At 60.3% G+C, this 23,605-nt stretch carries 21 protein-coding genes, 1 tRNA gene, 2 rRNA genes and 2 pseudogenes (1 of these 26 only partly in view); 11 read left to right on the top strand and 15 right to left on the bottom strand.

Going from position 1 to position 23,605, the window contains the following annotated elements:
* The first annotated feature begins 5 nt into the window (after positions 1-5).
* From mdcC to ACZ9DP_RS17695, 6 genes are read left to right on the top strand one after another with little or no spacing between them, the layout of a single operon-like run.
* Positions 6-323 (top strand): malonate decarboxylase acyl carrier protein, encoded by a 318-nt coding sequence (gene mdcC / locus ACZ9DP_RS17720; protein WP_476203069.1) that lies wholly within the window; start codon positions 6-8, stop codon positions 321-323.
* A complete protein-coding gene (locus ACZ9DP_RS17715) occupies positions 320-1,240 on the top strand; it encodes a biotin-independent malonate decarboxylase subunit beta (RefSeq protein WP_476203068.1) in 921 nt (306 codons plus the stop codon). The genes mdcC and ACZ9DP_RS17715 overlap by 4 nt, the downstream gene beginning before the upstream one ends.
* Positions 1,227-1,949: a biotin-independent malonate decarboxylase subunit gamma gene (locus tag ACZ9DP_RS17710; protein ID WP_476203067.1), complete on the top strand. Its 723-nt coding sequence runs from the start codon at positions 1,227-1,229 to the stop codon at positions 1,947-1,949. The genes ACZ9DP_RS17715 and ACZ9DP_RS17710 overlap by 14 nt, the downstream gene beginning before the upstream one ends.
* Positions 1,942-2,595 carry a malonate decarboxylase holo-[acyl-carrier-protein] synthase gene (mdcG, locus tag ACZ9DP_RS17705; RefSeq protein WP_476203066.1) on the top strand — a complete coding sequence of 218 codons (654 nt, stop codon included), beginning with the start codon at positions 1,942-1,944 and terminating at the stop codon, positions 2,593-2,595. Before ACZ9DP_RS17710 ends, mdcG begins: the two co-directional genes overlap by 8 nt.
* Positions 2,592-3,446: a triphosphoribosyl-dephospho-CoA synthase MdcB gene (gene mdcB, locus ACZ9DP_RS17700; protein WP_476203065.1), complete on the top strand. Its 855-nt coding sequence runs from the start codon at positions 2,592-2,594 to the stop codon at positions 3,444-3,446. The genes mdcG and mdcB overlap by 4 nt, the downstream gene beginning before the upstream one ends.
* A complete protein-coding gene (locus tag ACZ9DP_RS17695; protein WP_476203064.1) occupies positions 3,443-4,369 on the top strand; it encodes an acyltransferase domain-containing protein in 927 nt (308 codons plus the stop codon). The genes mdcB and ACZ9DP_RS17695 overlap by 4 nt, the downstream gene beginning before the upstream one ends.
* A gap of 91 nt (positions 4,370-4,460) precedes the next feature.
* On the opposite strand, the gene ACZ9DP_RS17690 is transcribed toward ACZ9DP_RS17695, so the two are convergent.
* The 8 genes and pseudogenes from ACZ9DP_RS17690 to ACZ9DP_RS17655 form a co-directional block, all read right to left on the bottom strand.
* Positions 4,461-4,979, bottom strand: a complete 519-nt coding sequence (locus ACZ9DP_RS17690) for an ABC transporter substrate-binding protein (RefSeq protein ID WP_476203063.1) — start codon at positions 4,977-4,979, stop codon at positions 4,461-4,463.
* Positions 4,980-5,046: 67 nt separating this feature from the next.
* Positions 5,047-5,346: pseudogene (locus ACZ9DP_RS17685) on the bottom strand (ABC transporter substrate-binding protein); the annotation flags it as partial.
* Positions 5,343-5,558: a hypothetical protein gene (locus ACZ9DP_RS17680; protein ID WP_476203062.1), complete on the bottom strand. Its 216-nt coding sequence runs from the start codon at positions 5,556-5,558 to the stop codon at positions 5,343-5,345. The gene ACZ9DP_RS17680 and the pseudogene ACZ9DP_RS17685, both read right to left, overlap by 4 nt.
* Before the next feature lie 162 nt (positions 5,559-5,720).
* Positions 5,721-6,494: a DeoR/GlpR family DNA-binding transcription regulator gene (locus ACZ9DP_RS17675; RefSeq protein WP_476203061.1), complete on the bottom strand. Its 774-nt coding sequence runs from the start codon at positions 6,492-6,494 to the stop codon at positions 5,721-5,723.
* 636 nt (positions 6,495-7,130) lie between these two features.
* Positions 7,131-8,066 carry a pirin family protein gene (locus ACZ9DP_RS17670; RefSeq protein ID WP_476203060.1) on the bottom strand — a complete coding sequence of 312 codons (936 nt, stop codon included), beginning with the start codon at positions 8,064-8,066 and terminating at the stop codon, positions 7,131-7,133.
* Between the two features lie 166 nt (positions 8,067-8,232).
* A complete protein-coding gene (locus ACZ9DP_RS17665) occupies positions 8,233-9,108 on the bottom strand; it encodes a LysR family transcriptional regulator (RefSeq protein WP_476203059.1) in 876 nt (291 codons plus the stop codon).
* A 40-nt stretch (positions 9,109-9,148) separates the two neighbouring features.
* Entirely contained in the window at positions 9,149-10,180 is a 1,032-nt protein-coding gene (locus tag ACZ9DP_RS17660) for an LLM class flavin-dependent oxidoreductase (protein ID WP_476203058.1), read from the bottom strand.
* 179 nt (positions 10,181-10,359) lie between these two features.
* Complete coding sequence (locus ACZ9DP_RS17655) at positions 10,360-11,019, bottom strand: hydrolase (RefSeq protein ID WP_476203057.1); 660 nt, start codon at positions 11,017-11,019, stop codon at positions 10,360-10,362.
* Positions 11,020-11,173: 154 nt separating this feature from the next.
* On the opposite strand from ACZ9DP_RS17655, the gene ACZ9DP_RS17650 reads away from it, so the two are divergent.
* A complete protein-coding gene (locus ACZ9DP_RS17650; RefSeq protein ID WP_194730420.1) occupies positions 11,174-12,070 on the top strand; it encodes a LysR family transcriptional regulator in 897 nt (298 codons plus the stop codon).
* Between the two features lie 86 nt (positions 12,071-12,156).
* Here the strand turns inward: ACZ9DP_RS17650 and ACZ9DP_RS17645 are convergent, their stop codons facing one another.
* From ACZ9DP_RS17645 to ACZ9DP_RS17635, 3 genes are all read right to left on the bottom strand, one after another.
* Positions 12,157-13,113, bottom strand: coding sequence for a quinone oxidoreductase family protein (locus tag ACZ9DP_RS17645; protein ID WP_476203056.1), 957 nt, complete (start codon positions 13,111-13,113; stop codon positions 12,157-12,159).
* A gap of 51 nt (positions 13,114-13,164) precedes the next feature.
* Positions 13,165-14,928, bottom strand: coding sequence for a monovalent cation:proton antiporter-2 (CPA2) family protein (locus tag ACZ9DP_RS17640; RefSeq protein WP_476203055.1), 1,764 nt, complete (start codon positions 14,926-14,928; stop codon positions 13,165-13,167).
* Between the two features lie 329 nt (positions 14,929-15,257).
* On the bottom strand, positions 15,258-15,998 hold the full coding sequence (locus tag ACZ9DP_RS17635; protein ID WP_476203054.1) for an SDR family NAD(P)-dependent oxidoreductase: 741 nt from the start codon (positions 15,996-15,998) through the stop codon (positions 15,258-15,260).
* Between the two features lie 173 nt (positions 15,999-16,171).
* Here ACZ9DP_RS17635 and ACZ9DP_RS17630 point away from each other — a divergent pair, with 173 nt between their 5' ends.
* The 3 genes and pseudogenes from ACZ9DP_RS17630 (at position 16,172) to ACZ9DP_RS17620 (ending at position 18,911) form a co-directional block, all read left to right on the top strand.
* Entirely contained in the window at positions 16,172-17,065 is an 894-nt protein-coding gene (locus ACZ9DP_RS17630) for an AraC family transcriptional regulator (protein WP_476203053.1), read from the top strand.
* 531 nt (positions 17,066-17,596) lie between these two features.
* Positions 17,597-18,429: pseudogene (locus ACZ9DP_RS17625) on the top strand (alpha/beta fold hydrolase).
* Between the two features lie 131 nt (positions 18,430-18,560).
* Positions 18,561-18,911, top strand: coding sequence for an ethanolamine utilization protein (locus ACZ9DP_RS17620; RefSeq protein WP_476203052.1), 351 nt, complete (start codon positions 18,561-18,563; stop codon positions 18,909-18,911).
* Between the two features lie 482 nt (positions 18,912-19,393).
* On the opposite strand, the gene ACZ9DP_RS17615 is transcribed toward ACZ9DP_RS17620, so the two are convergent.
* Positions 19,394-20,227 carry an enoyl-CoA hydratase/isomerase family protein gene (locus tag ACZ9DP_RS17615; protein ID WP_476203051.1) on the bottom strand — a complete coding sequence of 278 codons (834 nt, stop codon included), beginning with the start codon at positions 20,225-20,227 and terminating at the stop codon, positions 19,394-19,396.
* A 126-nt stretch (positions 20,228-20,353) separates the two neighbouring features.
* On the opposite strand from ACZ9DP_RS17615, the gene ACZ9DP_RS17610 reads away from it, so the two are divergent.
* Positions 20,354-20,740 carry a winged helix-turn-helix transcriptional regulator gene (locus tag ACZ9DP_RS17610; RefSeq protein WP_476203050.1) on the top strand — a complete coding sequence of 129 codons (387 nt, stop codon included), beginning with the start codon at positions 20,354-20,356 and terminating at the stop codon, positions 20,738-20,740.
* A 236-nt stretch (positions 20,741-20,976) separates the two neighbouring features.
* On the opposite strand, the gene ACZ9DP_RS17605 is transcribed toward ACZ9DP_RS17610, so the two are convergent.
* The 3 genes from ACZ9DP_RS17605 to ACZ9DP_RS17595 form a co-directional block, all read right to left on the bottom strand.
* Positions 20,977-21,053: transfer RNA gene (locus ACZ9DP_RS17605), tRNA-Met, on the bottom strand.
* 110 nt (positions 21,054-21,163) lie between these two features.
* Positions 21,164-21,278 (bottom strand): 5S ribosomal RNA (gene rrf, locus ACZ9DP_RS17600).
* Positions 21,279-21,409: 131 nt separating this feature from the next.
* Positions 21,410-23,605 (bottom strand): 23S ribosomal RNA (locus ACZ9DP_RS17595); it runs 617 nt beyond the window's last position.

Here is a 23,605-nt window from a genome sequence, read left to right as displayed (position 1 = left end):
AAATCATGGAGAAGTTGTCTTATACGCTGATGGCAGCCACACCCGCCGGCGGGACGAGGCGCCAGGCGATCATCGGTGTCGTCGCCTCCGGCAATCTGGAAGTGCTTCTGGAACGCGATGGCCCAGCCGGAACATGCACGATTGAGATCGCGACCGCTGCGCATGGCTTCGGCCCCGTCTGGGAAGCGGTGCTCCAGGACTTTGTCTCGCGCCGCTCAGCCGGCGGCTTGCGCATCGCCATCAACGACGGCGGTGCGCGACCTGACACCGTTGCACTGCGGCTCGCCCAAGGCGTGCGCCTGATCGAGGAGGACGAGCAATGAGAATCTCCGCCTCCATGAGCAACGAAACAATAAGCTGGTACGAAGCAAGCGCTCGAGAACGGATCGCCGGACTGGTCGACCCGCGCAGTTTTACTGAATTCGTCGGCCCCGACGAACGGGAAACCAGTCCGCATCTGGCGATCTTCGATCTGCCGGAGCAGTTTGATGACGGTATGATCGTCGGACGCGCGACGGTCGGAGGGAAGACGGTACTGGTGGCCGCTCAGGAGGGCCGTTTCATGGGCGGCGCGTTCGGTGAAGTCCATGGCGCCAAGCTTGTCGGTCTGCTGCGTTCGGCCCGGGCGACCAATCGCGACCTGATCATCCTCTTCGATACCGGCGGCGTGCGCCTGCAGGAAGCCAATGCCGGCGAACTCGCTATCGCCGAAATCATGCGCGCGCTCGTCCTGGCACGGCTTGCCGGCGTGCGCGTCATCGGGCTGATCGGCGGACGAGCGGGATGCTACGGCGGCGGCGGCCTCATTGCCGGGTGCTGCTCGACATTGATTGTCTCGGAACAAGGCCGGATCAGCGTCTCGGGACCCGAGGTGATCGAGACGAACAGGGGGGTGGAGGAGTTCGATTCCAGGGATCGTGCGCTCGTATGGCGGACCATGGGCGGCAAGCATCGATATTTGATGGGCGGAGCGAACCGTTTCGTCGAGGACAACTGCGCCGCCTTCCGCGAGGCCACGCTTGCTGCGCTATCGGAGCCGGCCAAATTCGACCTTGCCACGCTTGCCGCGGAGCAGACACGGCTGGAAGGTCGCCTCGCCCGCTTCGGCGACAAGACGGATGCGACCGCGATCTGGACCGCGCTCGGCATTGACGACGCGGACGAAATTCCCGCACTCGCCACGCAAACTTTCCTGGCCCTCACCGCCGGTAGACAGGAGACCGCCGATGACGCTCGATGATATACTCGTTTCGCTCTTTCCCGCCGGCTGCGAGGTGTGGGTAGAAAACGGCCGCATCACCGGCCAAGGCGGCCTTGGTGGGGCACGCCGCGTTCATGTCCTCGGCTTGTCGCACGGTATTGCCCTCGGCATCGACGATGCTTCGATCCTCGCTGGACAGGTTCTGGAAATCGCGCGGACAGCGGACGAAACCCCGATCCTGATGTTGATCGACTCGTCCAGCCAGCGCATGAGCCGGCGGGACGAACTTCTTGGCCTCAACGAATATCTGGCTCATCTGGCGAAGGCATTGCTGCTTGCCGAAAACGCGGGGCACCGCACCATCGGCCTGCTCTACGGCGGCAGTGCCGCCGGAGCCTTCATCGCCACTGCGCTTGCGACCGGTACGCTGGTTGCGCTGCCGGGTGCGCACCCGGAGGTGATGGATCTGCCCTCGATGGCACGAGTGACCAAACTCTCGATCGATCTTCTGCGGGAGAAGGCGAAAGCGACCCCGGTCTTTGCGCCCGGGCTCGACAATCTCGCACGTATGGGAGGCGTTCAAGAAATCTGGGATCCGGAACGGTCGCTTGCCACGCAACTGGAGATGCTGCTTGCTCGACCGGCGGGCGAGGATACGCGCGACATTCTCGGACAACAGCGACAGGGCCGTCCCAAGGCCGCCGCCATAGCTGCGCGCGTGGCGCAACAGGCAGCGGGCAATGCGTGAACCACAGCTGCGGCGACACGATCTGGTCTGGATCGAACCTTCTGCCTGGGCAGCGACGCTCGATGCGGCGCCCCAATGGCGCGGCGAACCTCTATTGGCCGACTGGGTCGAGCGCGGGTGGCCGCTGATCGTGCGGCGGCCACTTTGCGACGATGCCGCAGGCCTCGTGCCGGTCGGCGTGCCGCTGCCGCCGGAAGCCGGCAAGAAAAGGGTGGCCTTTGTGGTATCCCCATATGCGATCACCCGCACCACGCCACCGCCCTTACTGGCCGACATAGTGACTTCGGCGCCTTCGTCGTGGCGGGCGTGCATCGAGGCGTTGCTGCGCCTGGATGCCGGTGTCCGCGCCTACGGGAGCCTTGCCTGGGAGCACCTGACCGCACTCGCCTATCTCTCCGATCGTTCGGATATCGACCTCATTTGGGCTTGGCGGAATCCGGAAGCCACAAGGACGCTTCTTGCCGGACTAAAAGCGATCGATACCGCCGCGCCGATGCGCGTCGACGGCGAATTCGTCGCCGCGGACGGGACAGCCGTGAACTGGCGCGAGTTGCAGTCGGGACAGACCGAGGTGATCGGCAAACGGTTGGACGCGCTTATTGCGATGCGAAGCGACGACTTCATCACAGGACATTTCAGGTCATGAACGCACCGCTCCAATTGTGCCGGTTACCCGATGCCGATCTCGCAGCAACCGAAATAGCCGCGTGCGCCGTCCACGCGCTGCACTTGGAGGTCGACACCTATCCAAAGCCTGGTCTCGTCAGTCCCGTTGACCCAGGGGCGCATGCCGATATGGACGCCGCGCTCCTTCGCCACAGCGCCGATGTGCTTGGTCCTTACTTCGCTGATCTCGCAACCGCTGGCGCTTCAGGTGCCGAGATGAACCGTTTACGGACAATCGGCATAGAGGCCGAGCGGGCGATGTTGCTTGCGACCGGTGGTGTCAACACGCATCGCGGCGCGATCTTCGGGCTTGGCCTGCTCGCCGCAGCGGCGGGTTTTCGGAGTAGCTATGGCGGCACCACCCGCCTCGGCCGGATTGTCGCTGATCGCTGGGGTGATGCGATCCTCAACGGGCCTGTGTCGTTGCGCAGCCATGGCGCGCAGGTGGGGCGACGCTATGGCGCTGGTGGCGCGCGAATGGAGGCGGCAACCGGCTTTCCCTCGGTTTACGGTATTGCACTGCCCGCACTCGCCGATGGCGAACGGCTGGTGCCGTCTAATCCCGAGGCCGCACGAGTCCATGCGTGCTTTGCTCTCATCGCGACCGTCGAGGACACCAATCTCCTCCACCGTGGTGGCTGTGGTGGCCTCGCCTTCGCACGTGCCGAAGCCCAGGCATTCATCGCTGCCGGAGGTATCGGTGGATCCGGTTGGCGAGAGCGAGCCGTGGCGACGCATGTCGCCTTTGTCGCGCGCAATCTCAGCCCGGGCGGGGCCGCCGACATCCTGGCGATGGCGTTGTTCGCACGAATGATGGAGAGCCGGCTTTGACGGTCGCGCTGCTGTGTTCGGGACAGGGTGTGCAGCATCGCGAGATGTTCCGGCTCACGGCCGGCCTGCCCGCAGCCGCTGGCATTTTCGCCGCAGCGACGAAAGCATTGGGCACCGATCCACGCGAGTTCGTGCTTGCTGTCGACGACAGGGCATTGCACGCCAACCGCGCTGCCCAGATTCTGTGCGTGACGCAGGCATTGGCCGCTGCGGCGATGATCGCGGACGCGCTCCCCCGCCGGATCATCGTCGCGGGCTACAGTGTCGGCGAGGTCGCCGCTTGGGGCATTGCCGGTCTCTTGAGCTTTCCGGCCACCATCGACCTCGCCAGGATCCGTGCGGAAATCATGGATGGCGCGAGCAGCGACGGCGATGGTCTTGGCTTCTTGCGTGGACTGCCCCGTGAACGGGTGGTGGCGCTCGGCTCTGAGCACGACGTCGAAATCGCCATCGTCAATCCCGGTGACGCGTTCATCGTCGGCGGATCGCGGACATCGCTCCTGGCCTTTTGCGACGCCGCGCTTGCCGCCGGGGCAACGCGCGCGGGGCTATTGCCCGTTGCTGTGGCATCGCATACCTCGCGCCTCAAGCGTGCCGTCGCCCCGTTCCGCGATGTCATCGACGCTCATGAACCGAAACGGTCAGACCGCAGCAAGATCCTGTTGAGCGGGCTCGACGGTTCGGCAGTCCTCGACACCGCAAGCGGAGCGGACGGGCTCGCCCGGCAACTCAGCACCACAGTGCGCTGGGACATCTGCCTCGAGGCCACAGTGGAGCGCGGGGCTAGAATGTTCCTCGAGCTCGGACCCGGCCGCGCCCTCGCAGAGATGGCAGCGTCGGCCTACTCAACCATCCCGGCACGCAGCATCGAGGATTTTCGCAGCACCGATGGCGTGCGCGCTTGGCTTGCCGGGCTCTTCTGAAGTAATTCAGAAAGAGGCTCCTTAAACGCAGAGCGAGACCTCGCTTTGCACAGATATGGCCCTAGAGGTAGCGGTGGGCGGTGGAGACCTATCACTTACCCGTCAAGCATAGGGTCGCGCTGGTCTCCAGCAGTGATCCGCTGGCAGGAACCGAGCCCATCTCGATGCGAGAGGCGGCACGCTTTCCGGCCGCCCTGACCACAAAGACTTCGCGCAGCCGCTTCCTGGTGAACGAAGCCTGCCGGGAGGAGCATGTCAGCCTGACGACACCACGCTTGGCTTCCTCGACATTGTATTCCATGGCGCGGCGATTGGGATCGAACGTTTTGCCCATATGCGGGAAGTTAATGGAAGCCTTGCCCTTCCACAGGGATTCGACCATCAGCGGGCGGTTGACGGCAAGAGCCAGCGCACGGCGCAGGGTCTTCGACTTGAACATCGGCTTGTTCATGTTGAACGTGAACATATGGAAGTTCTCGATTAGCGTGCCGCGGGTCTCGATGTCGGAATAGCTGTCGATCAGCGCCACGTCGTCGGGCGTCAAGGTGGTGACGATGTCGTATTCGCCGCTGATGAGGCCGACGACACGGGTCGCGGGCTCGGCCACCACCTGATAGGATCTTCGAGGCGGTCGGCTTTGCGCCCCAATAGGCGTCGTTGGCTTCGAGCACGACGCGGTCATTGGCCACGAACTCGACGAACTTATAGGGACCCGTGCCGACGGGCTTGTTGCCGAAGGCGACGGCGCCGAGGCTCTTGTAATATTCCTTCGGAACGATGCGGCCGAGCCAAGAGGCCAGGAACCGCTCGATGAGGAAGGACGGGGTCTTGGTGCGCAGCACGACGGTGTGCTTGTCCTCGACTAGCGGCTCGTCCCAATCCGGCGAGAAATTGCGGCCGTTCGGGACCGTCTTGATCGCCTCGTCGCCCCAAAGACGCTCGGACGAGAAGGTGTAGGCGACATCGTCGGCGGTCAGATCGACGCCTTGACGTTCTGGCGCAGCTTGAAGCGCACCGACTTGTCGTCGAGCCGCTCCCAGTTTTCGGCAAGCTGCGGCACCAGTTCGATGCTGTTGCCTGGAGCGCCATTGGCGAACCAGTCGCGGGTGATAAGGGTGTCGAAGATCTGGTTGACGATGCGGGGGCCGACATTGCTGATGGCATTCACCGGCTCCAGCGACGCGGGCACGCCGTTGACACCGATCCTCAGCGCGCGCCGTTCCTGCGCGAAGGCAAGGGGAAGGATGCCAGCGCCGCGACGCCTGCACCGATGATGAATTTTCTGCGGTTGGTCTTGAGCATCTGTTGTCTCCTGCTTGGCGAGATGCTGTTGAGGGAAAGGTGGATGCGCCTAATTTGCGATGATGAACTTCTTGCGCAGCTTCTCAGGAGCCGCGTCGATGATGGATTTCGCGCCGGCGTCGGTGACGACGACGCCGATGTCCTCAATTTTTGCCGTGACCGACAGGCTGGACTTCGTGAACTTGGAATGGTCCGCCACCACGATCACGCGCCGCGACACCTCGATCATGGCGCGGGCGACGCTGGCGTTCACGGGCGAAACCGTGCAGATCAGGCCGCGATCGACGTCGATCGAGGCGGCGTTGAGGATGAGCTTGTCGACATTGAACTGGCGAATGAACTGTTCTGCCAAGGGTCCCCAGAAGGAGCGGTTCGTGTCGGTATATTCGCCTCCGACGGAATAGATGTTCTGCCCTTCGCCGCGTGTCAGTTCGGCAATGATGTCCAGCCCATTTGAAATGAACGTGAGATTGCTCCGGCCGGCCAGCTTCCTGGCGACTTCCAACGCAGTCGTTCCGGCATCGAGGAGAACCGTGTCGCCATCGACGATCAGGCCGGATGCAACGGCTGCAATGGCGGCCTTCTCCTCCTGGTTCAACACGGAACGGGCCGCATTCGTCTTGTCCTGAGCGACCTGATTGATACTCACGGCGCCGCCGTGGGTGCGGCGGAGCAATCCGGCGCTCTCCAGGTCTCCGAGATCGCGACGGATCGTCGCTACCGAAACGTCAAAGCGCTCTGTCAGCGTGCGCAAGTTGAGAAAATTCTGCTCGCCCAACAGTTCGACAATCTTTGCCTGACGATCTTCGGCCTGTGTCAACAATGGTCTGACTCCTTGTCACCGAAATGATGCATATCGCTCATTTGCGAGCGATATCTATCGCCTATCAGTGACAATGATGTGACATATTGCGGGATTTTGGGCGTGTTCATGCAGATGTCTGCGCCGACTTAGCTTTTAGGACACCAAATGAGCGAAATCGATCACTACGCCGCTGCGGCAACTTACGTTTGGCTGGCCCGTATTCAGAGGCACCGTTTACCATTGCGAGACCTGAAGATGGAAAGGTTGCCGCTCTAACCAGCTATCGAAAGGGAAGGAACGTGGAAGTGTTTATTGCAACGAGCAGCGCCCTGAGGCCAGTTCGCTACGAGCCTGATTTCAACCCATCGATTCAATAAGCCTGTTCCGCATTCGGTCTTCGCGGGCACACATGTCGCCAACCGAGGGCTCAACCTCTCAAGCTTTGCGGCGCATCGGCGCTCATACCGTTTCGCCGAATGCGGACGTATCACCGGACCCAAGGACCACTCTTCCTGTACGGCTGGCGGCATTGTACTCAAACCATCGAGATCAATCACGACCGTCCCGCCAAAACAGGCATCTGCAACATCGATGCGCTCGGTAACGGGTTAGGCGATCTTTTGCAATTTATTATCCGATGAAAGGTCGCCCTCATCACTCTGGAAGCGGAATGTGCTCATCCCGGTCGTCGACCGGAAGATCGAAACGCCCCTCGCCCCAGTTCTGTGCCCGCCATTCAGCCTTGGCTTCCTCGATACGCTCCCTAGATGAGGCGACGAAGTTCCACCAGATGTAGCGTGGGCCGGAAAGTGTCGCCCCGCCTAAGATCATCAGTCGCGCGCCTTTTTCCCCGGCTGCGACCGTGATCCTGTCACCAGGACGAAACACCATCATCTGGGGTGCTTCGAACTCCCGGCCAGCGATCGAGATCGAGCCTTCGACAATGTAGATGCCCCGGTCCTCATGATTGTCCGGCATCGGCAGGCGAGCGTCTGCTTCAAGCTTAACATCAGCATAGAATGTTTCGGAAAACATGGTCGCGGGAGCGAACTTGCCATAGGCGTTCCCGAGAATGAGCCTCACCGAGACACCATGGTCCTCGATCAACGGAAGCGTCTCCTTGCCGTGGTGTTCGAACATCGGCGCCATGTCCTCGTGGGCTTCCGGCAAAGCCAGCCAGGTCTGGATCCCGAACAAGCCGTTCGGCCCTGTCCGCGCCGCTGCGGATGTCCGCTCGGAATGAGAAACACCTCGCCCTGCGACCATCCAGTTCAACTCACCGGGACGGATGATCTGGTCGGCCCCGGTGCTGTCACGGTGGTGAAAGTCACCGCGATACAGATAGGTGACCGTGCCAAGACCGATATGGGGGTGCGGCCGAACATCGATGCCCTGGCCGGTCAACAGCTCGGCCGGGCCAGCCTGGTCGAAGAAAATGAACGGTCCCACCATCTGCCGCTTCGGCGCCGGCAGGGCGCGCCGAACCTCGAAGCCGCCAAGGTCACGGGCCCGAGGAACGATTAGGGTCTCGATCGCGTCGATGCCGACCTCGTCAGGACAGCCTGGTTCGATTGCAGGGTTCCAACTCATGCGCCTTCACCTCATCCGTTGGGCGATCTCCTGCCTGCGTAGAGCGCAGGGGTCGCTGCATGGCCCCAAGTGACTAACGGGTGAGCGCCCTCACGACTAGTTGCGTGGCGCGGTGAGCTGTGTCGCAAAAAGCGGAACGCGCAGTCGATGTGTCAACACGCAGATCCTACAAATGCGGATTTCTTTCGAATGCTTCGATCAGGAACTCCGAGAGGATGCGCACTTTTCGCGCCGGGTGCGGGCTGGGTGGCCGCACGACGTAGACCCCACCGACCGGTAGCGGAAAACGGGTCATGACTGGAACGAGCGCGCCGGACGCAAGATATTCATGGGTAACACAATCGGGAAGCCACGCTATACCAAGCCCTGCTGCGGCCGCGCTGGCGAGCGCCGCGCCGTTGTCGGAACTGAAGCGCCCCTGCGGCTGCACAGTGACGACCTTGTCGCCATCCATAAACCGCCACGCCTCGGCACCGACCAGGGCTTGATGAGCGGCGATTTCGTCCGGCGTTTCAGGCGAACCATACGTTCTGATATAGTCCGGGCTCGCTACCAGCTTGCCGTAGATCTGACCGACGCGTCTTGCGATCAGGTTCGAGTCGCGCAGGGCACCGACCCGGATTGCACAGTCGAACCCATCGGCGATGAGGTCGACGAACCGATCGCTATACTCGGCATGGATCTGAAGCTGCGGATGGTGGCGTGCCATCTCCGCGAGCACGGGTGCAAAATGTATCGGGCCCGATGTTAGCGGGACGGCCACCCGCAAGCGCCCGCGAAGATCACCGGCAGGCGAGATCGTTTCCCGCGCAAGGTCGATCTCGGCACAAATCCTGGCGGCATGTTCTCGAAACGTAGTCCCGGCTTCCGTGAGACCGGCGCCACGGGTCGTTCGTGCAAGAAGCTGGATGCCGAGCGCTTCCTCAATCCGGATGAGGCGCCGACTGACCATTGACTTGGAGATACCCAAACGACGTGCTGCGGGAGAAACGCCCCCGGCATCGGCAACTTCGACAAATGTCCGCAGTTCCTCGATGTCCATATTGTGTTCCCCGCTTTGCAATACAGCCTGGCGTTCATGCCTATCGCGCTGCCCTCACGATTGGTGCGACTTCAGTGCCGAGAAGTTCGATCGATGTCTTCATCGCTGCCGTGTCGAGAGAGGCCGTGCTCATCTGGAAGGTGATGCGCGAGACGCCGCCAAGCGTCTCACTGGCCTGCAGCATCTTGGCTGCGACCGTCTTCGGGTCACCGACCAGGAATGCGCCCTGCGGACCTGTCATGCCTTCGAACTGCTGGCGCGTCGGCGGCGACCAGCCGCGTTCGCGACCGATCTTCGTCGTCAGATGCGCCCATCCGGGGAAGAAGGCATCCTTCGCTGCCGTACTGGTTTCGCCGACGAAGCCCATTGCATGCACGCCGACCTTGAGCGTCTCGGTGCTGTGCCCTGCACGCTTGCCAGCTTCGCGATAGAGATCGACAAGCGGGCGGAAGCGCTCGAAGCTGCCGCCGATGATCGCGATCATCAGCGGAAGGCCAAGCGCACCGGCACGAGCGAAGGATTGCGGCGTGCCGCCGACCCCGATCCATAATGGTAGCTGTGGTTGATGGGGACGCGGAAAAACACCTTGCCCTTTGAGGGCCGGACGGAAGCGACCTTCCCATGTAATATTGGTCGTCTCGCCAAGCTTGAGAAACAGGTCAAGCTTTTCAGCAAAAAGGTCGTCATAGTCGCGTGTGTCCAGACCGAATAGCGGATAGGCTTCCACGAAGGAACCTCGGCCGACAACGACTTCCGCACGGCCTTTGGAAATCAGATCGAGAGTTGCGAATTCCTGAAAAACCCGCACAGGGTCGGCGGCGCTCAGAACGGTCACCGCACTCGTCAATCTGATCCGGCTGGTCCGGGCCGCTGCCGCGGCCAGAATGACAGTCGGCGCGGAATCGAGAAATTCGCCGCGATGATGCTCGCCTATGCCGAAGACATCGAGCCCGACACGGTCCGCGACGACGACCTCCTCGATGAGTTCGGCCATACGCCCGGTCGCCGAAGGAAGCTTAACTGTGGTCGGATCCGGGAGGATGGCTGCAAAACTGTCGATACCGATTTCCATTTTTGGCCCCTGGATATTTGCCAGTCTACGCCGGTGACTGACGCTGGAAATTCATCTGCGCACAATCAAGCCGGTGCCTCAGATACTTCGACCTGTATTGAAAAAGGACGACGAGGTTCAACGCACCGTCCGGGCTTTTGCGATACGTTCATCGAGAACCCCGTCATCCCCGTTAGGTTCTAGTGCCCGCTTTGGGTGGTCGGCACCGGCGTGTTGAGAAGCTGCTGCTCCCAAAGATACGCGATGCCGCTGCCGCCGAAGTGCTGGATGAGAATCTCGGTCAGCTCCTCGACATGCTCGATGCGCGCCCAATCGCGTTGCCATTCGCCCGCCAGCGCCATCACGGTCATCACGTTCGCGCCGGCCGCGATCATTCGCTGGATGGCAACTTCGTGAGACTCCTTCGAAATCCCGCCCGACGCGTCGGTGATCACGGTCACGTCCCAGCCTTCGCCGGCAGCCTGGATGACAGGCATTGCGACGCAGACCTCGGTCCACAGGCCGGCGATGATCAGCTGCTTGCGGCCTGTCGCCTTGACGACGTTCACCACATTCTCGTCCTGCCAGGTGTTCACCCAGGTGCGATCGATGACTTCCTGGCCAGGGAACAGGTCGGTGATCTGCTTAAAGAGAAGTCCACCGCGCGCCGCGATCACGCTGGTGAGAATGGTCGGAACATTGAAGGCTTTTGCCAGCTTTGCCAGCGCGGTCGTGTTGTTGACCACCATATGAGGATCATGGCTGTTCAGGTTCGCCAGCTGGTAAGGCTGATGATCGATCAGAACGAGGACGGAGTCTTCGGGGCGGAGAAGTGAGTCAAGGCCGTTACGAAAGGTCATGGTTTCATCCTATGTTAGCGGTTTATTGAAGCGCGTTTACTCAAAAGACATGCGCCCTCCGAGGCGCTGCCGCGGGACGAAACTTGTCATTCCTGTTTGTGATGCGGTAGTGCTCGTTCCTGATGAGCTGTGTCGCAAAACGGGGAACGCCAAAGTGGACATTGAGGACTTGCGGACTTTTGTTGAAGTAGCGGATGCCGGAGGCGTTTCAGCTGCCGCGCTGCGACTTGGCATCTCCAAGTCGATGGTCAGCCGACGGCTCATGCGGCTCGAAGCGGAGCTTGGTGTCCAGCTCCTTGCCCGATCCACCCGCGGGGCTTCCCTGACCGAGGCCGGCGCAACGTTCCGGGACTATGCAGCCAGGGTTTCCGCCGAGATCGATGTGGCCAGGGAAACAATTGTGCCCGCCGGTGAGCTCCGCGGCCGCCTCAGGGTTGCCGCGCCGCTTTCCTTCGGTCCGACGCATTTCGCAGCGGTGATTGCGCAAATGGCACGCCGCCATCCTCATCTCCAGATCCAGACCTGTTACAGTGATCGCTTCGTGGATCTGATCGCGGAAGGCTATGATTGTGCGATCCGCGTTGGCACACTTCAGGACTCCAGCCTGATCGCAAGACGCGTCGGTCCCCTCTATGGGAGTTTCGTTGCAAGCCCGGACTATATCAAAGCCCATGGCTCTCCGGAGACACCGGACGAGCTTGTCGCCCATCAGGCTCTCATGCAGGGAACGGAAACCTGGCAAGTGATGGATGGAGACAAGGTGATAACCGTTCGCCCACAGGGACGCTTCAAGGCCGACAACGGGGTTGCTCTCGCTGTCGCCGCAGTAGCCGGTTTGGGTATCGCCGCGCTCCCTGACGAGCTTATAAAAGATTATCTGGCCTCAGGCGAGTTGGTTCCGGTCATGAAACGCCATCCACCAACCCCGATCGGGATATATGTCGTCAGACCGCCCGGGCAGCATCCTGCAAGAAAAGTCCGGGTGCTGACCGAAATGCTGATCGAGTGCTTCGACCATGGCCCGGCATTGCCGAAAACAGCTTACCCGTAGTATCGCGGCACTCTTCCCAACGACGTCCGCGATGCCTCGGCTAGCGATCAGCAACGGCATCTTGAGATCGTCAGATCATTGGGAAATCAGGGCACCATCACAACGCGCCCCAACGGCTTGGCTGTCTCCGCATACTCATGCGCCTTTGATGCTTCATGCAACGGAAACACGCGATCGATCACAACCTCCATGCGTCCCTCGGCCAGGGCCTCGAGCAGTTGGCTGACGGTCCTGTATACGGCCGGCCTCTCGAAAAGCGGCCCCATGAAGACGCCGTGAAGCGTTTGATTGTTCTGCATCGGTTGCCAGAGGTCGACATTGAGGCTGCCGCCACCTGCATTCCCGACGAATACGAGGCGACCCTCGGGCGCGAGTGCGGATAGCGAGGCCTGCAAGGTCGAACCGACAGGATCGATGACGAGGTCGGCACCCTTGCGCCCGGTCAGCCGAAGAACCTCCTCCACGACATCCTTCTCCAGGCGATCGATGACATGTGATGCGCCGAGCTCAGCCAGGCGCGCTTGTCGTTCGCTGCCACCGGCCACGGCGATGACGATCGCCCCTGCGCCACGCGCCATTTGGATGGCCGCCAGACCGACACCGCCGGCGGCAGCCTGAATCAGGACTGTTTCTTTTTCGCCCAAGCCGCCTTTGGTGATCAGACAGTGATAGGCCGTGCCGAAGGAAATCGGCAGCGCGGCGGAATGTGCCATGTCCACGCCGTCCGGGACAAGCCATGTCCGTGAGGCGGGGACGGACCAGAGCTCCGCATGCGATCCATGCATATCGAAGGCAGCCACCTTTTCGCCGACTGCCCGGTCGCGAACATTTTCACCGACCGATATTATGGTCCCGGCAGCCGCGTAGCCGACGATCCAAGGGGTTTGCTGTGGCGTCGACCGGCGGTTGATCAGATCGCCGCCCTCGATCGAAATCGCCTCGACGGCAATCAGAACATCCTCTGGCCCGCAAGTCGGATCGGGCACATCGGCATATCTCAAGACTGCCGGAGGACCGGGGTTGTCGTAGACTGCGGCTTTCATGTGCTTTTCCTTTTTGATGAGGGAAGCTTGCGATGGAGTACCTGCCGCTGTCTATTTCGACACTGCTACTCCGCTCAACGGCTCAGGAACGGGCCGGACGTGCAGGCGGTCGCTGCCGGACATGGCGTCTCCCTGCACCTGCTCGGACAGTCGCTCATTGTCCCGTTGACGGACATCTTCGGCGGCTTCCTCCACGTCAAGCTCGGCGTAACCCAATGCGCGCAGGCCCTCCGCTCCCATCATGTAGGCGGATTCGACCGTCTCGCGAATCTGATAGTCCACGCCGGCGCGGATCAGGTCGACCGCATGGCCGCGATCATAGCTGCGCACGAGAATCTTTGCCTGCGGGAATTCATGCTGCGCCAGCTCCACGATCTGCATTGCGGCCCTCGGGTCGTCGATGCAGATCATCAGTGCTTCGGCGGAACCCGCGCCGGAATGGCGCAGAGTATCGAGCCGGGTGCCGTCGCCGAAAAAGACCTTGAACCCGAACCGTCCCGCTTCACGGATCCGATCGGGACTCATATCAATCACGGAGAGCCTGACTCCCTTGGAAAGCAGCAGTTGCGAAGCGATCTGCGCGAAGCGGCCGAAACCGATGATGAGCACTCGTCCATTGAGATCCCGGGCCGCCTCAATGCCCTCCATAGATGCCTCGCATCGTAGAAGCCGGTCTGCCGCAATCATGAGAAGCGGCGTCAGCGCCATGGAGAAGATCACGACGGTGGTGAACAGTGCATTCTCGCGCGCATCAATCACGCCGCCTGTGGACGCCGCGGCGTAGAGCACAAAGGCGAATTCGCCGCCCTGCAGGAACATCGAGGTGCGATGCAATGCCTGGTGGCTGGAACTGGCAAACAAACGCGCAACCGTATAGACCACGACGCCTTTTGCGACGGTGAATGCGATCAGCATGGACAGTAGAAACCGCCATTCCGCGGCAACGACGGAAAGGTCGAGCGACATGCCTACGGCCATGAAGAACAGGCCCATCAGCAGGCCACGAAACGGCTCGATGTCGCTTTCGATCTGGTGCCGATAGCTGGAGCTCGACAGCATCACCCCGGCGAGGAATGCGCCCATCGCCATGGAAAGACCAGCGCCGGCCATCAGCAGTGCTGCTCCAAGCACCACCATCAGCGCACCCGCCGTCATCACTTCGCGTGTTCGCGCACGCGCCAGCAAGGCGAAAAATGGGTTCAGGCCCCATCTTGATACCCCTAAAAGAACCAGCAACGCGCCAAGCGCCAGCAAAACCTCGATCCACCCCGACTGTCCTTGGGACAGAGGCGACAGGAAGGCGACCACCGCCAGAAGCGGCACGATCATCAAATCCTCGAAGAGGAGGATGGAGACCGATTTCTGGCCCTCGGCACTCGAAATCTCGCCGCGCTCCTGCAGGACCGACATGATGACGGCCGTCGAGGAAAGGACGAAACCTGCCCCGGCGATGAAGGCCACAGGGCCGGAAAGGCCAAAGACCAGCATGCCCGTCAGCGTAAGGGCTGCGGTTGCAGCCGCGACCTGCACGAGGCCCAGTCCGAAGATCTGGCCACGCATGGCCCACAGCTTGTATGGGCGCAACTCCAGTCCGATGACGAACAGGAACATCACCACGCCGAGCTCCGAGAAATGCAAGATGGACAGGGCATCGGCGAAGAGCCCGAAGATCGACGGACCGACAAGCACGCCGGCAGCGAAATAGCCCAGAACCGATCCGAGGCCGAGCCGACGAAACAAGGGCACCGCGACAACGGCCGCCCCCATCAGGACGATCGCAGGTCCGATCGTCTGCCCCAAGCTCGCTTCAGCCATGCATTCGCCCTTCCGATCTCACATGCTTGAGCAACCGGGCGCCGGCTAAAGAAAGACCACGCCCCGCCATTCAGTTTCTCCACCGCGTTTGGTATCGTTGCAATTTTAGGCTGAATAGTCTCCACATTCGCAAAACTATGTCGCAAGAAGCGGAACGCAAAGTCCCTGACTTCAGCGATACAACTCTGCAAATAATCGCGAGTACAACGATAAGAGTTGAGATGACCTACTTTACCACCAAGGACGGCACCCGGCTTTTCTACAAGGATTGGGGCACCGACCAGCCTTCGCCCGACCTTCATCGAGCGACCACCAACTGCATTGCGCCTTCATGAAAGCGCGCCGCCGTCCACAGTGAGGATCGTCCCGGTGATCTGCCGAGCGGCAGGCGTCGCGAGAAAGGCGACCGCGGCTGCGACATCTTCGGGCTGATTGAAACGGCCAAGGGGGGTCAGGCTACGCTGGTAATCCGCCGATTCGCCCGTCTCAGGATTCGAGTCGGTGTTTGTCGATCCCGGTTGAACGAGATTGACCGTTATGTCCCGAGCACCCAATTCGCGCGCAAGACCGCGATTGAATGCTTGAAGCGCACCTTTGGTCATATAGTAGACCGTGCCGGGTACGCCGACGATACGATCCGCGCCCGCTGAACCGATATTTATGATGCGGCCGCCTTCCTTGAGGTGGGGAATGGCCGCCTTCGACGCGAGAACCGGCCCGCGCACGTTAACCGCAAGCAGCGCGTCGAGATCCTCGATCGTGAAATCGGCAATATTGTTATACCGTGCGATCGCGGCATTGTTGACGAGAATGTCGAGACCGCCCAGTGCGCGGACGGCTTCGTCCACGGATCGCTGTATTGCCGCTGGATCGGCGCTGTCAGCCTGGATCGCGACGGCCTTGCGCCCCTTGCCTTCGATCGCTTGAACAAGTTGCGCCGCGCTGTCGGCTGACCGCTCATACGTTATCGCTACATTCGCCCCCTTCTCGGAAAGCGCGCGTGCAATTGCTGCACCTATGCCGCGCGACCCACCCGTCACCAGAGCATTCTTCCCAGCCAGTTCCTGCATAATCCGAACCCTTTCAATATCGTGTCGCCCTGATGCGCGGTTTCGAGGCCCGTACCTCTTGGGTACCGAGGATCACGGCAGGTTTCCTTCGTTGAGCCAGAAGATAGGCAGACACGACGGAGGCCACATTCCCGATTTTCCCAGAGACTTGCCTGATCCTTCCAAATCACTACATGCTCGAGGTGATGGCCGATCCTGTGAAACCAACCACTCAGCTCCTGAACGACGTTGCTCCCTTTGTTGCGCGACGTGGGGGAACTGTTGGCCTCCCGACTTCCGTTCCGCGCCTGACGCTATGGACAAGCACACGCGCCACGTCACCCACACCGGCCGTGTTCGAACCCATGTTCTACGCTGTTCTACGGGGCACCAAGGTTTTGACCATGGGCGCCAATCGCTTCGAACTGCTTGCGGGTGCCTGCGCCGCATCGTCCTTCGGCCTGCCCTATATCCACCAACTGACTGGCGCGACGCCCGAGCTCCCTTACGTCGGTATCAGCCTTCATCTGGATATCGGCACGCTCACGCGCGTCATGCTCGATATGCCCAAACAGGAGGATCGCTGGACGTGCGCGGTCGCGGCGGGCGATCTGAACGGCCAAGTCGGCGACGCGTTCGCTCGTCTCGTCGGGCTCCTGGCCACGCCCGATGACGTCGGCGTGCTCGCCCCGCACTACGAGTTCGAGCTTTACTATCGCCTGCTGCAGAGCTCGATGGGCGATACGCTCCGTCAGGTCGGCCAGCGAAACGACCGGTTTCAACAGCTCAAGACGGCGGCTGACTGGCTTGCCGCCAATCATAGCGAACCGATTGTCATCCCCGACCTGGCGGCTTCTTCCGGCATGAGCGTCACCTCTTTTCACAGGCACTTCAAGGCTGTCACAGGATTTAGCCCGCTGGCCTTCCAACGTCATATACGCCTGCTGGAAGCTCGAAAGCTTCTTGCCGCCGGGAGCACCAATGTATCGCGCGTGGCATATGAGGTAGGCTACACAAGCCCGTCGCAATTCAGTCGAGAGTATAAAAGCATGTTTGGGACTGCGCCCGTGGCTGACCTGCAACGCTAAATTCTGCCGCGGATAGCCCGCCGCTCTCTTGCGTTGACTTACACCAGCCGCGATCTGCGATGCAGATCACGGCGTTTCCTTCCGCGTTTATCAGCTTCAGGAGGCGCGAGGGGGCCAAATTCATTTCGGCGTTCCTCGTTCAGCGACACAGCTTCGCGCGACAGTGCACTACCGCGTCTCCGTTCGAAATGACATCAAGGCTCAGGCAGCATTCGGGAGCATATCTGCCGGCAAACCTACAAGCTCGAAAGCCAGCCAAGGACACACTCATACCCTTTAGCCGCACATCCACTTGCTGCGCCATCGCCGAGACCGTCATGGAATGCTGGACAGAGCTCCTTCGTGAGCAACAGCCACATATTGATTAAACCACGGAACGTCTCCATGCCTCCAATATCAACCCCAGGCCTACCGCTCGGCCGCCGCGATGCCTTGATCGCGGGCGCGGCACTTGCCACGAGCTTTACATTATTGCCGGGCACCGTGCGTGCCGCGTAACCTGTCACAATCAACACCCCAGGAGAACTTACCATGGGCTTTGTCACGACCGACGATAACGTTCAGATTTTCTACAAGGATTGGGGCCCCAAGGACGCCCAGCCCATTGTATTTCACCATGGCTGGCCGCTCAGTTCCGACGACTGGGATGCGCAGATGCTTTTCGTCCTGTCGAAGGGCTATCGCGTCGTCGCGCATGACCGGCGTGGGCATGGGCGTTCGGAGCAGGTTGCCGAAGGTCACGACATCGACCATTACGCAGCCGACGCCTTTGCCGTAGCAAAGGCACTGGATCTGCGCAACGCGGTTCACATTGGCCCACCGGCGGCGGCGAAGTCGCACGTTATGTGGCGCGGCACGGCGAGCCGGCCGGCCGGGTGGCCAAGGCCGTTCTGGTCGCCGCCATCCCACCGCTGATGCTGAAGACCACTGACAACCCCGAAGGCACATCGATGGAGGTCTTCGACGGCTTTCGGTCGGCACTGGCCAGCAACCGTGCCCAGTTCTTCCGCGACGTTCCGTCGGGGCCGTTCTACGGCTTCAAGCGCGAGGGCGCGACGGTCCATGAAGGCGTGATCCAGAACTGGTGGCGGCAGGGCATGATGGGCAGCGCCAAGGCGCACTATGATGGCATCAAGGCCTTTTCGGAAACCGACCAGACAGAGGACTTGAAGGTAATCACTTTGCCGACGCTGGTGCTGCACGGCGAGGACGACCAGGTCGTTCCGATCGCCGCCTCGGCTTTGAAGGCGGTCAAGCTTCTGCGGAACGGCTTGCTGAAGACCTATCCCGGTTATTCTCACGGCATGCTGACGGTCAATGCCAATGTGCTGAATGAGAATCTCTTGAAGTTCATTACCGACTGAGAGCCTGTGGGACGGAGCGCCCGGCTCTGTCCCGCAGTTCAGTCGAGCGATCGCCTTTCCCGGGCCTGCAGTTGGGTCCGGAGGAGCATGCCGCATTCAGTTCCCCAAGCCAATCTCAAAGGAGTCGGTCCATGACCATTCACAAGTTCACCATTGCCGACGCAGCATTCGAGCGCTCGCCAGGGCAGGACGGTGACATCTTCACCGGCAACCTCCTCGATCAGCGCCACGGCGGGCCGGTCACCATCGGGTTCGGGCGCTATGGGCCAGACCAGATACTGGAGGAGACTATGACCGTGCACGACACAATGGTGATCCTTGAAGGAAAGATCACCGTCTCCGACGCTCACAAATCGGTGACGGCTGGTCGCGGAGAAATCATCGCCATGCAGAAAGGCGACAGGGTGACTATCCGCTCCCACGAGGCAGGCGCTGTGACCGCTTATGTGACCTATCCTCATTGGCAGCAGCCGGAAACTTGATCGGCGTAGGCAGCCCGCGCGGTCGGTGAGGGCTTGGGGTTTGCGTTAATATCGGCGGCGTTTTCTGGACTTACCGCAGCCAACCTCGGGACAACCGCCGGCGATCGGGCGGGCGCGATCACCCAGCGGCTCGTCACCGGCGACCTGTTAAGGCCGCGGCGCTTGTGCCATCGATTGAGCGGGCGGCCCTTCTACATGGATATAGCGACAGGTTCGCCATGCCACTCTGGCTGCTGAGCGGGATCACGGCACTGACGGCTCTCGTCGTCTTCCTCTTCCTCGGTCCGAGCCACGAGGCAGTAGAGGATATCGAGGACGAGGCAGAATCGGCCGCAGGCGCCGCGATGTCATCCGACAAAGCAGGATTTGCAGCCAGCCCTAGCACCTCAGGGGCGCACCTGCGCCATGCAAAGGCCATCCGAAAACGCCTAAGCGAGATACTTCGCCACAGCGGTTTCGCCGTCTTGCTTCAGTCGGGGACCTCACGCCTCCAACGCGCGGAGCAAGCCTTCCAGATTTCGCTCACCGTCCTTCGTCTGCGCGCCAGCCTTGAGCCCGCCCCGGATGAGCTTTTCGGCAGCGGAGCGTTCGAACAGTCCCGCCCAGGCGTCGTGCTCACGGCGAAGGCCATCCCGCAGGTCTGCGGGCGGCAGCACCTTCTTGGCCGCGGCGATGACGCCTTCGGGCAACGCCGCAATGTTGCGCGCCAACCGGTCAACGAAGCCATCAAGCTCCGAGGCCGGCAGCGCTCGGTTGATCCATCCATAGCGTTCCGCCGTCGTCGCGTCGACGAGATCGGCGCCTAGGATCACTTCAAGAGCCCGGCCGCGCGTCATCCGACCGGACAGATATTGGGTGGCGCCACCTCCGGGCGTGATGCCCATCAACGCCTCGCACTGCGCAAGCCCAGCCCGCCCTTCGGCGGCAAATGCCATGTCGGCCGCCGCGACGAACTCCGCTCCGCCGCCGCGCGCCAGCCCGGCGAGCTTGACGATCGTCACCTGCGGCTGTTCCCGCAGAAGTTCGCCAAACGCCTGGAACGGATTGAGGCCTTCCGGAGCCTCGCGAACAAAATCGTCGAATGCATGCGGCTCATCGATCAATGTCATGTCGACATGTGCGATGAAGAATTCCGGGTCTGCGCTCTCGAAAACCAGCACGTGGGTGTCCGGATCGTCGCGAAGGGAGAGAAGAAAGTGGCGAATCTCGCTCATGAGAGGGACGTCGAGGACGTTTACCGGCGGATTGTCGAGCGTGATCGTCGCAATACCATCAGCCCGGGAAATTCGAAGCCGGTCGAAAACTGTGTCTGTCATGCGTAAAATCTCTATTCTTCGGGAAACTCTGGCGCTGATGTTTCGCACCATTGACCCTAAAGTATTCATCGGATACCTAGCGTCAATTACGCACCTGAAGCATCCCAGGGATGCCGGAGGATACCGATGGATGAACCAACAAATGAAAATGACCCGATCTACCGTGCCGACTGCCCGAGCCGGGTGATCCTCGACCAGATCGCGGACAAGTGGTCGATGATGGTGCTGGCGGTGCTCAGCGAGCCCCGACGCTTCAACGCCATCAAGCGACGTCTTGATGGCGTAACCCAGCGCGTGCTGACCCAGACGCTGCGCAAGCTGGAGCGCAACGGCATGGTGACGCGCAGGGTTCTGGATGGACGCGTACTTGGCGTCGAGTATGCGCTGACGCCGCTCGGCCGGTCACTGCAAGGTCCGTTCTCGATCCTTTTCGATTGGACGGTCGAGAACATCGATGTGATTCAGGACTGCCAGCGCAGCTATGACACGCGCCAAGATCAGGCCGCAGTCTGAACGGTGGGTGGCGTTGAACAGCAGTTCGCCTAGCGTGAGCGTTGTGAGCCTCGCCAGATGGGCCTGCTTGTCGCTTACTCCTATCCAGAGGAAGGCGACATGATCTGAGCTGGCGGTCCCCCACCGTGGACCTGATGATGTTGGATTTTGTGTTTTGTGCTGGGGCTTTAGCACCAATGATCGCAGTGCTCTGGCGTACTGGATCGTAGCTTTGGTTAGCGTAGCGTGCTGTAGCGTGGTTGCGGGGGCAGGATTTGAACCTGCGGCCTTCAGGTTATGAGCCTGACGAGCTACCGGGCTGCTCCACCCCGCGTTATTGTTTTTTTGAGCGGAACGGACCGCTGTTGTTGCGGCCGGTTTATATCGGCTTATGGCCGTTGTTTTGTGTTGAGAAGATTGTGATTGCGTTGTTGCGTTTTGCAGACCTGGCGGCGACCGACTCTCCCGCGTCTTGAGACGAAGTACCATGGGCGCTGGGGCGTTTCACGGCCGTGTTCGGAAAGGGAACGGGTGCAGCCACCCCGCCATAACCACCAGGTCAGCGAAGCGCAACGATTTGAGAAGCTGGTGAAGTTTTCACTTCGTTTTGTTGAACACGTCATTGGCGGGGAAGCGCTTGTATGCTGCTTCTTATCGCCTGGCTCATTTTGATGAGCATTGTCAATGAGAACGATCAAGCCGATCGAGCTATTAGTACCGGTAAGCTTCATGCATTGCTGCACTTCCACACCCGGCCTATCAACGTGGTCGTCTTCCACGGCTCTGATAGGGAACACTCGTTTTCAGGTGGGTTTCCCGCTTAGATGCCTTCAGCGGTTATCCCTTCCATATGTAGCTACCCTGCTATGCCCTTGGCAGGACAACAGGTCCACCAGAGATATGTCCATCCCGGTCCTCTCGTACTAGGGACAGATCCTGTCAATATTCCTACACCCACGGCAGATAGGGACCGAACTGTCTCACGACGTTCTGAACCCAGCTCACGTACCGCTTTAATTGGCGAACAGCCAAACCCTTGGGACCTGCTCCAGCCCCAGGATGCGATGAGCCGACATCGAGGTGCCAAACAACCCCGTCGATATGGACTCTTGGGGGTCATCAGCCTGTTATCCCCGGCGTACCTTTTATCCGTTGAGCGATGGCCCTTCCACGCGGGACCACCGGATCACTATGACCGACTTTCGTCTCTGCTCGACTTGTCAGTCTCGCAGTCAGGCGGGCTTATGCCATTGCACTCGACGACCGATTTCCGACCGGTCTGAGCCCACCATCGCGCGCCTCCGTTACTCTTTCGGAGGCGACCGCCCCAGTCAAACTACCCACCATACACTGTCCCGGATCCGGATAACGGACCGCGGTTAGACATCCATGACGATAAGGGTGGTATTTCAAGGATGGCTCCACGGAAACTGGCGTCCCCGCTTCAAAGCCTACCACCTATCCTACACATGCCGACACGAATGCCAGTGTAAAGCTATAGTAAAGGTGCACGGGGTCTTTCCGTCTGACCGCAGGAACCCCGCATCTTCACGGGGAATTCAATTTCACTGAGTCTATGTTGGAGACAGCGGGGAAGTCGTTACGCCATTCGTGCAGGTCGGAACTTACCCGACAAGGAATTTCGCTACCTTAGGACCGTTATAGTTACGGCCGCCGTTTACTGGGGCTTCAGTTCAAAGCTTGCACCTCTCCCTTTAACCTTCCAGCACCGGGCAGGCGTCAGACCCTATACGTCGTATTGCTACTTCGCAGAGCCCTGTGTTTTTGATAAACAGTCGCTACCCCCTGGTCTGTGCCACCCCATCCTGGTTGCCCAAAATGGGGTCACGCTTCTTCCGAAGTTACGCGTGCAATTTGCCGAGTTCCTTCAACATAGTTCTCTCAAGCGCCTTGGTATACTCTACCTGACCACCTGTGTCGGTTTCGGGTACGGTCTATACGGTGGAGCTGTTTCCTGGAACCGCGTCCCTGCAAGATCAATCCAATAAGACCTTACAAGTTGAGCAATCCGTCACTACCACCAGGCCCACGAATATTAACGTGGTTCCCATCGACTACGCGTGTCCGCCTCGTCTTAGGGGCCGGCTAACCCTGCTCAGATTAACTTTAAGCAGGAACCCTTGGTCTTTCGGCGAGAGGGTCTCTCACCCTCTTTATCGTTACTCATGTCAACATTCGCACTTCCGATACCTCCAGGATGTCTCACGACTGTCCCTTCACAGGCTTACGGAACGCTCCGCTACCACGTGTATTGCTACACATCCTCAGCTTCGGTGCATGGCTTCAGCCCCGTTACATTTTCGGCGCAAAGACCCTTATTTAGACCAGTGAGCTGTTACGCTTTCTTTAAATGATGGCTGCTTCTAAGCCAACATCCTGGTTGTTTTGGGATCCTCACATCCTTTCCCACTTAGCCATGACTTGGGGACCTTAGCTGGAGGTCAGGGTTGTTGCCCTTTTCACGACGGACGTTAGCACCCGCCGTGTGTCTGCCGAGTAGTACTCCCCGGTATTCGGAGTTTGGTTAGGATCAGTAAGACGGTGAGTCCCCATAGCCCATCCAGTGCTCTACCCCCGGGGGTATTCGCTCGACGCTCTACCTAAATAGATTTCGCGGAGAACCAGCTATTTCCGAGTTTGATTGGCCTTTCACCCCTAGCCACAAGTCATCCCAATCTATTGCAACAGATGCGGGTTCGGTCCTCCAGTTGGTGTTACCCAACCTTCAACCTGCTCATGGCTAGATCACTCGGTTTCGGGTCTAATGCAACAAACTCAATCGCCCTATTCAGACTCGCTTTCGCTACGCCTACACCTACCGGCTTAAGCTTGCTTGTTACACTAAGTCGTTGACCCATTATACAA

It is taken from the genome of Rhizobium sp. USDA 4016 (assembly GCF_056279705.1).
The sequence above is the reverse complement of the archived record's forward strand: the minus strand, read 5'-3'. Positions and strand labels throughout refer to the sequence as shown.

Excerpts from the sequence above, each read along its gene's own strand:
- mdcC (WP_476203069.1), top strand. The coding sequence starts at position 6 with ATGGAGAAGTTGTCTTATACGCTGATGGCAGCCACACCCGCCGGCGGG.
- ACZ9DP_RS17715 (WP_476203068.1), top strand. The coding sequence starts at position 320 with ATGAGAATCTCCGCCTCCATGAGCAACGAAACAATAAGCTGGTACGAA.
- ACZ9DP_RS17710 (WP_476203067.1), top strand. The coding sequence starts at position 1,227 with ATGACGCTCGATGATATACTCGTTTCGCTCTTTCCCGCCGGCTGCGAG.
- mdcG (WP_476203066.1), top strand. The coding sequence starts at position 1,942 with ATGCGTGAACCACAGCTGCGGCGACACGATCTGGTCTGGATCGAACCT.
- mdcB (WP_476203065.1), top strand. The coding sequence starts at position 2,592 with ATGAACGCACCGCTCCAATTGTGCCGGTTACCCGATGCCGATCTCGCA.
- ACZ9DP_RS17670 (WP_476203060.1), bottom strand. The coding sequence starts at position 8,066 with ATGAGTTGGAACCCTGCAATCGAACCAGGCTGTCCTGACGAGGTCGGC.
- ACZ9DP_RS17665 (WP_476203059.1), bottom strand. The coding sequence starts at position 9,108 with ATGGACATCGAGGAACTGCGGACATTTGTCGAAGTTGCCGATGCCGGG.
- ACZ9DP_RS17660 (WP_476203058.1), bottom strand. The coding sequence starts at position 10,180 with ATGGAAATCGGTATCGACAGTTTTGCAGCCATCCTCCCGGATCCGACC.
- ACZ9DP_RS17655 (WP_476203057.1), bottom strand. The coding sequence starts at position 11,019 with ATGACCTTTCGTAACGGCCTTGACTCACTTCTCCGCCCCGAAGACTCC.
- ACZ9DP_RS17645 (WP_476203056.1), bottom strand. The coding sequence starts at position 13,113 with ATGAAAGCCGCAGTCTACGACAACCCCGGTCCTCCGGCAGTCTTGAGA.
- ACZ9DP_RS17640 (WP_476203055.1), bottom strand. The coding sequence starts at position 14,928 with ATGGCTGAAGCGAGCTTGGGGCAGACGATCGGACCTGCGATCGTCCTG.
- ACZ9DP_RS17635 (WP_476203054.1), bottom strand. The coding sequence starts at position 15,998 with ATGCAGGAACTGGCTGGGAAGAATGCTCTGGTGACGGGTGGGTCGCGC.
- ACZ9DP_RS17630 (WP_476203053.1), top strand. The coding sequence starts at position 16,172 with ATGCTCGAGGTGATGGCCGATCCTGTGAAACCAACCACTCAGCTCCTG.
- ACZ9DP_RS17620 (WP_476203052.1), top strand. The coding sequence starts at position 18,561 with ATGACCATTCACAAGTTCACCATTGCCGACGCAGCATTCGAGCGCTCG.
- ACZ9DP_RS17615 (WP_476203051.1), bottom strand. The coding sequence starts at position 20,227 with ATGACAGACACAGTTTTCGACCGGCTTCGAATTTCCCGGGCTGATGGT.
- ACZ9DP_RS17610 (WP_476203050.1), top strand. The coding sequence starts at position 20,354 with ATGGATGAACCAACAAATGAAAATGACCCGATCTACCGTGCCGACTGC.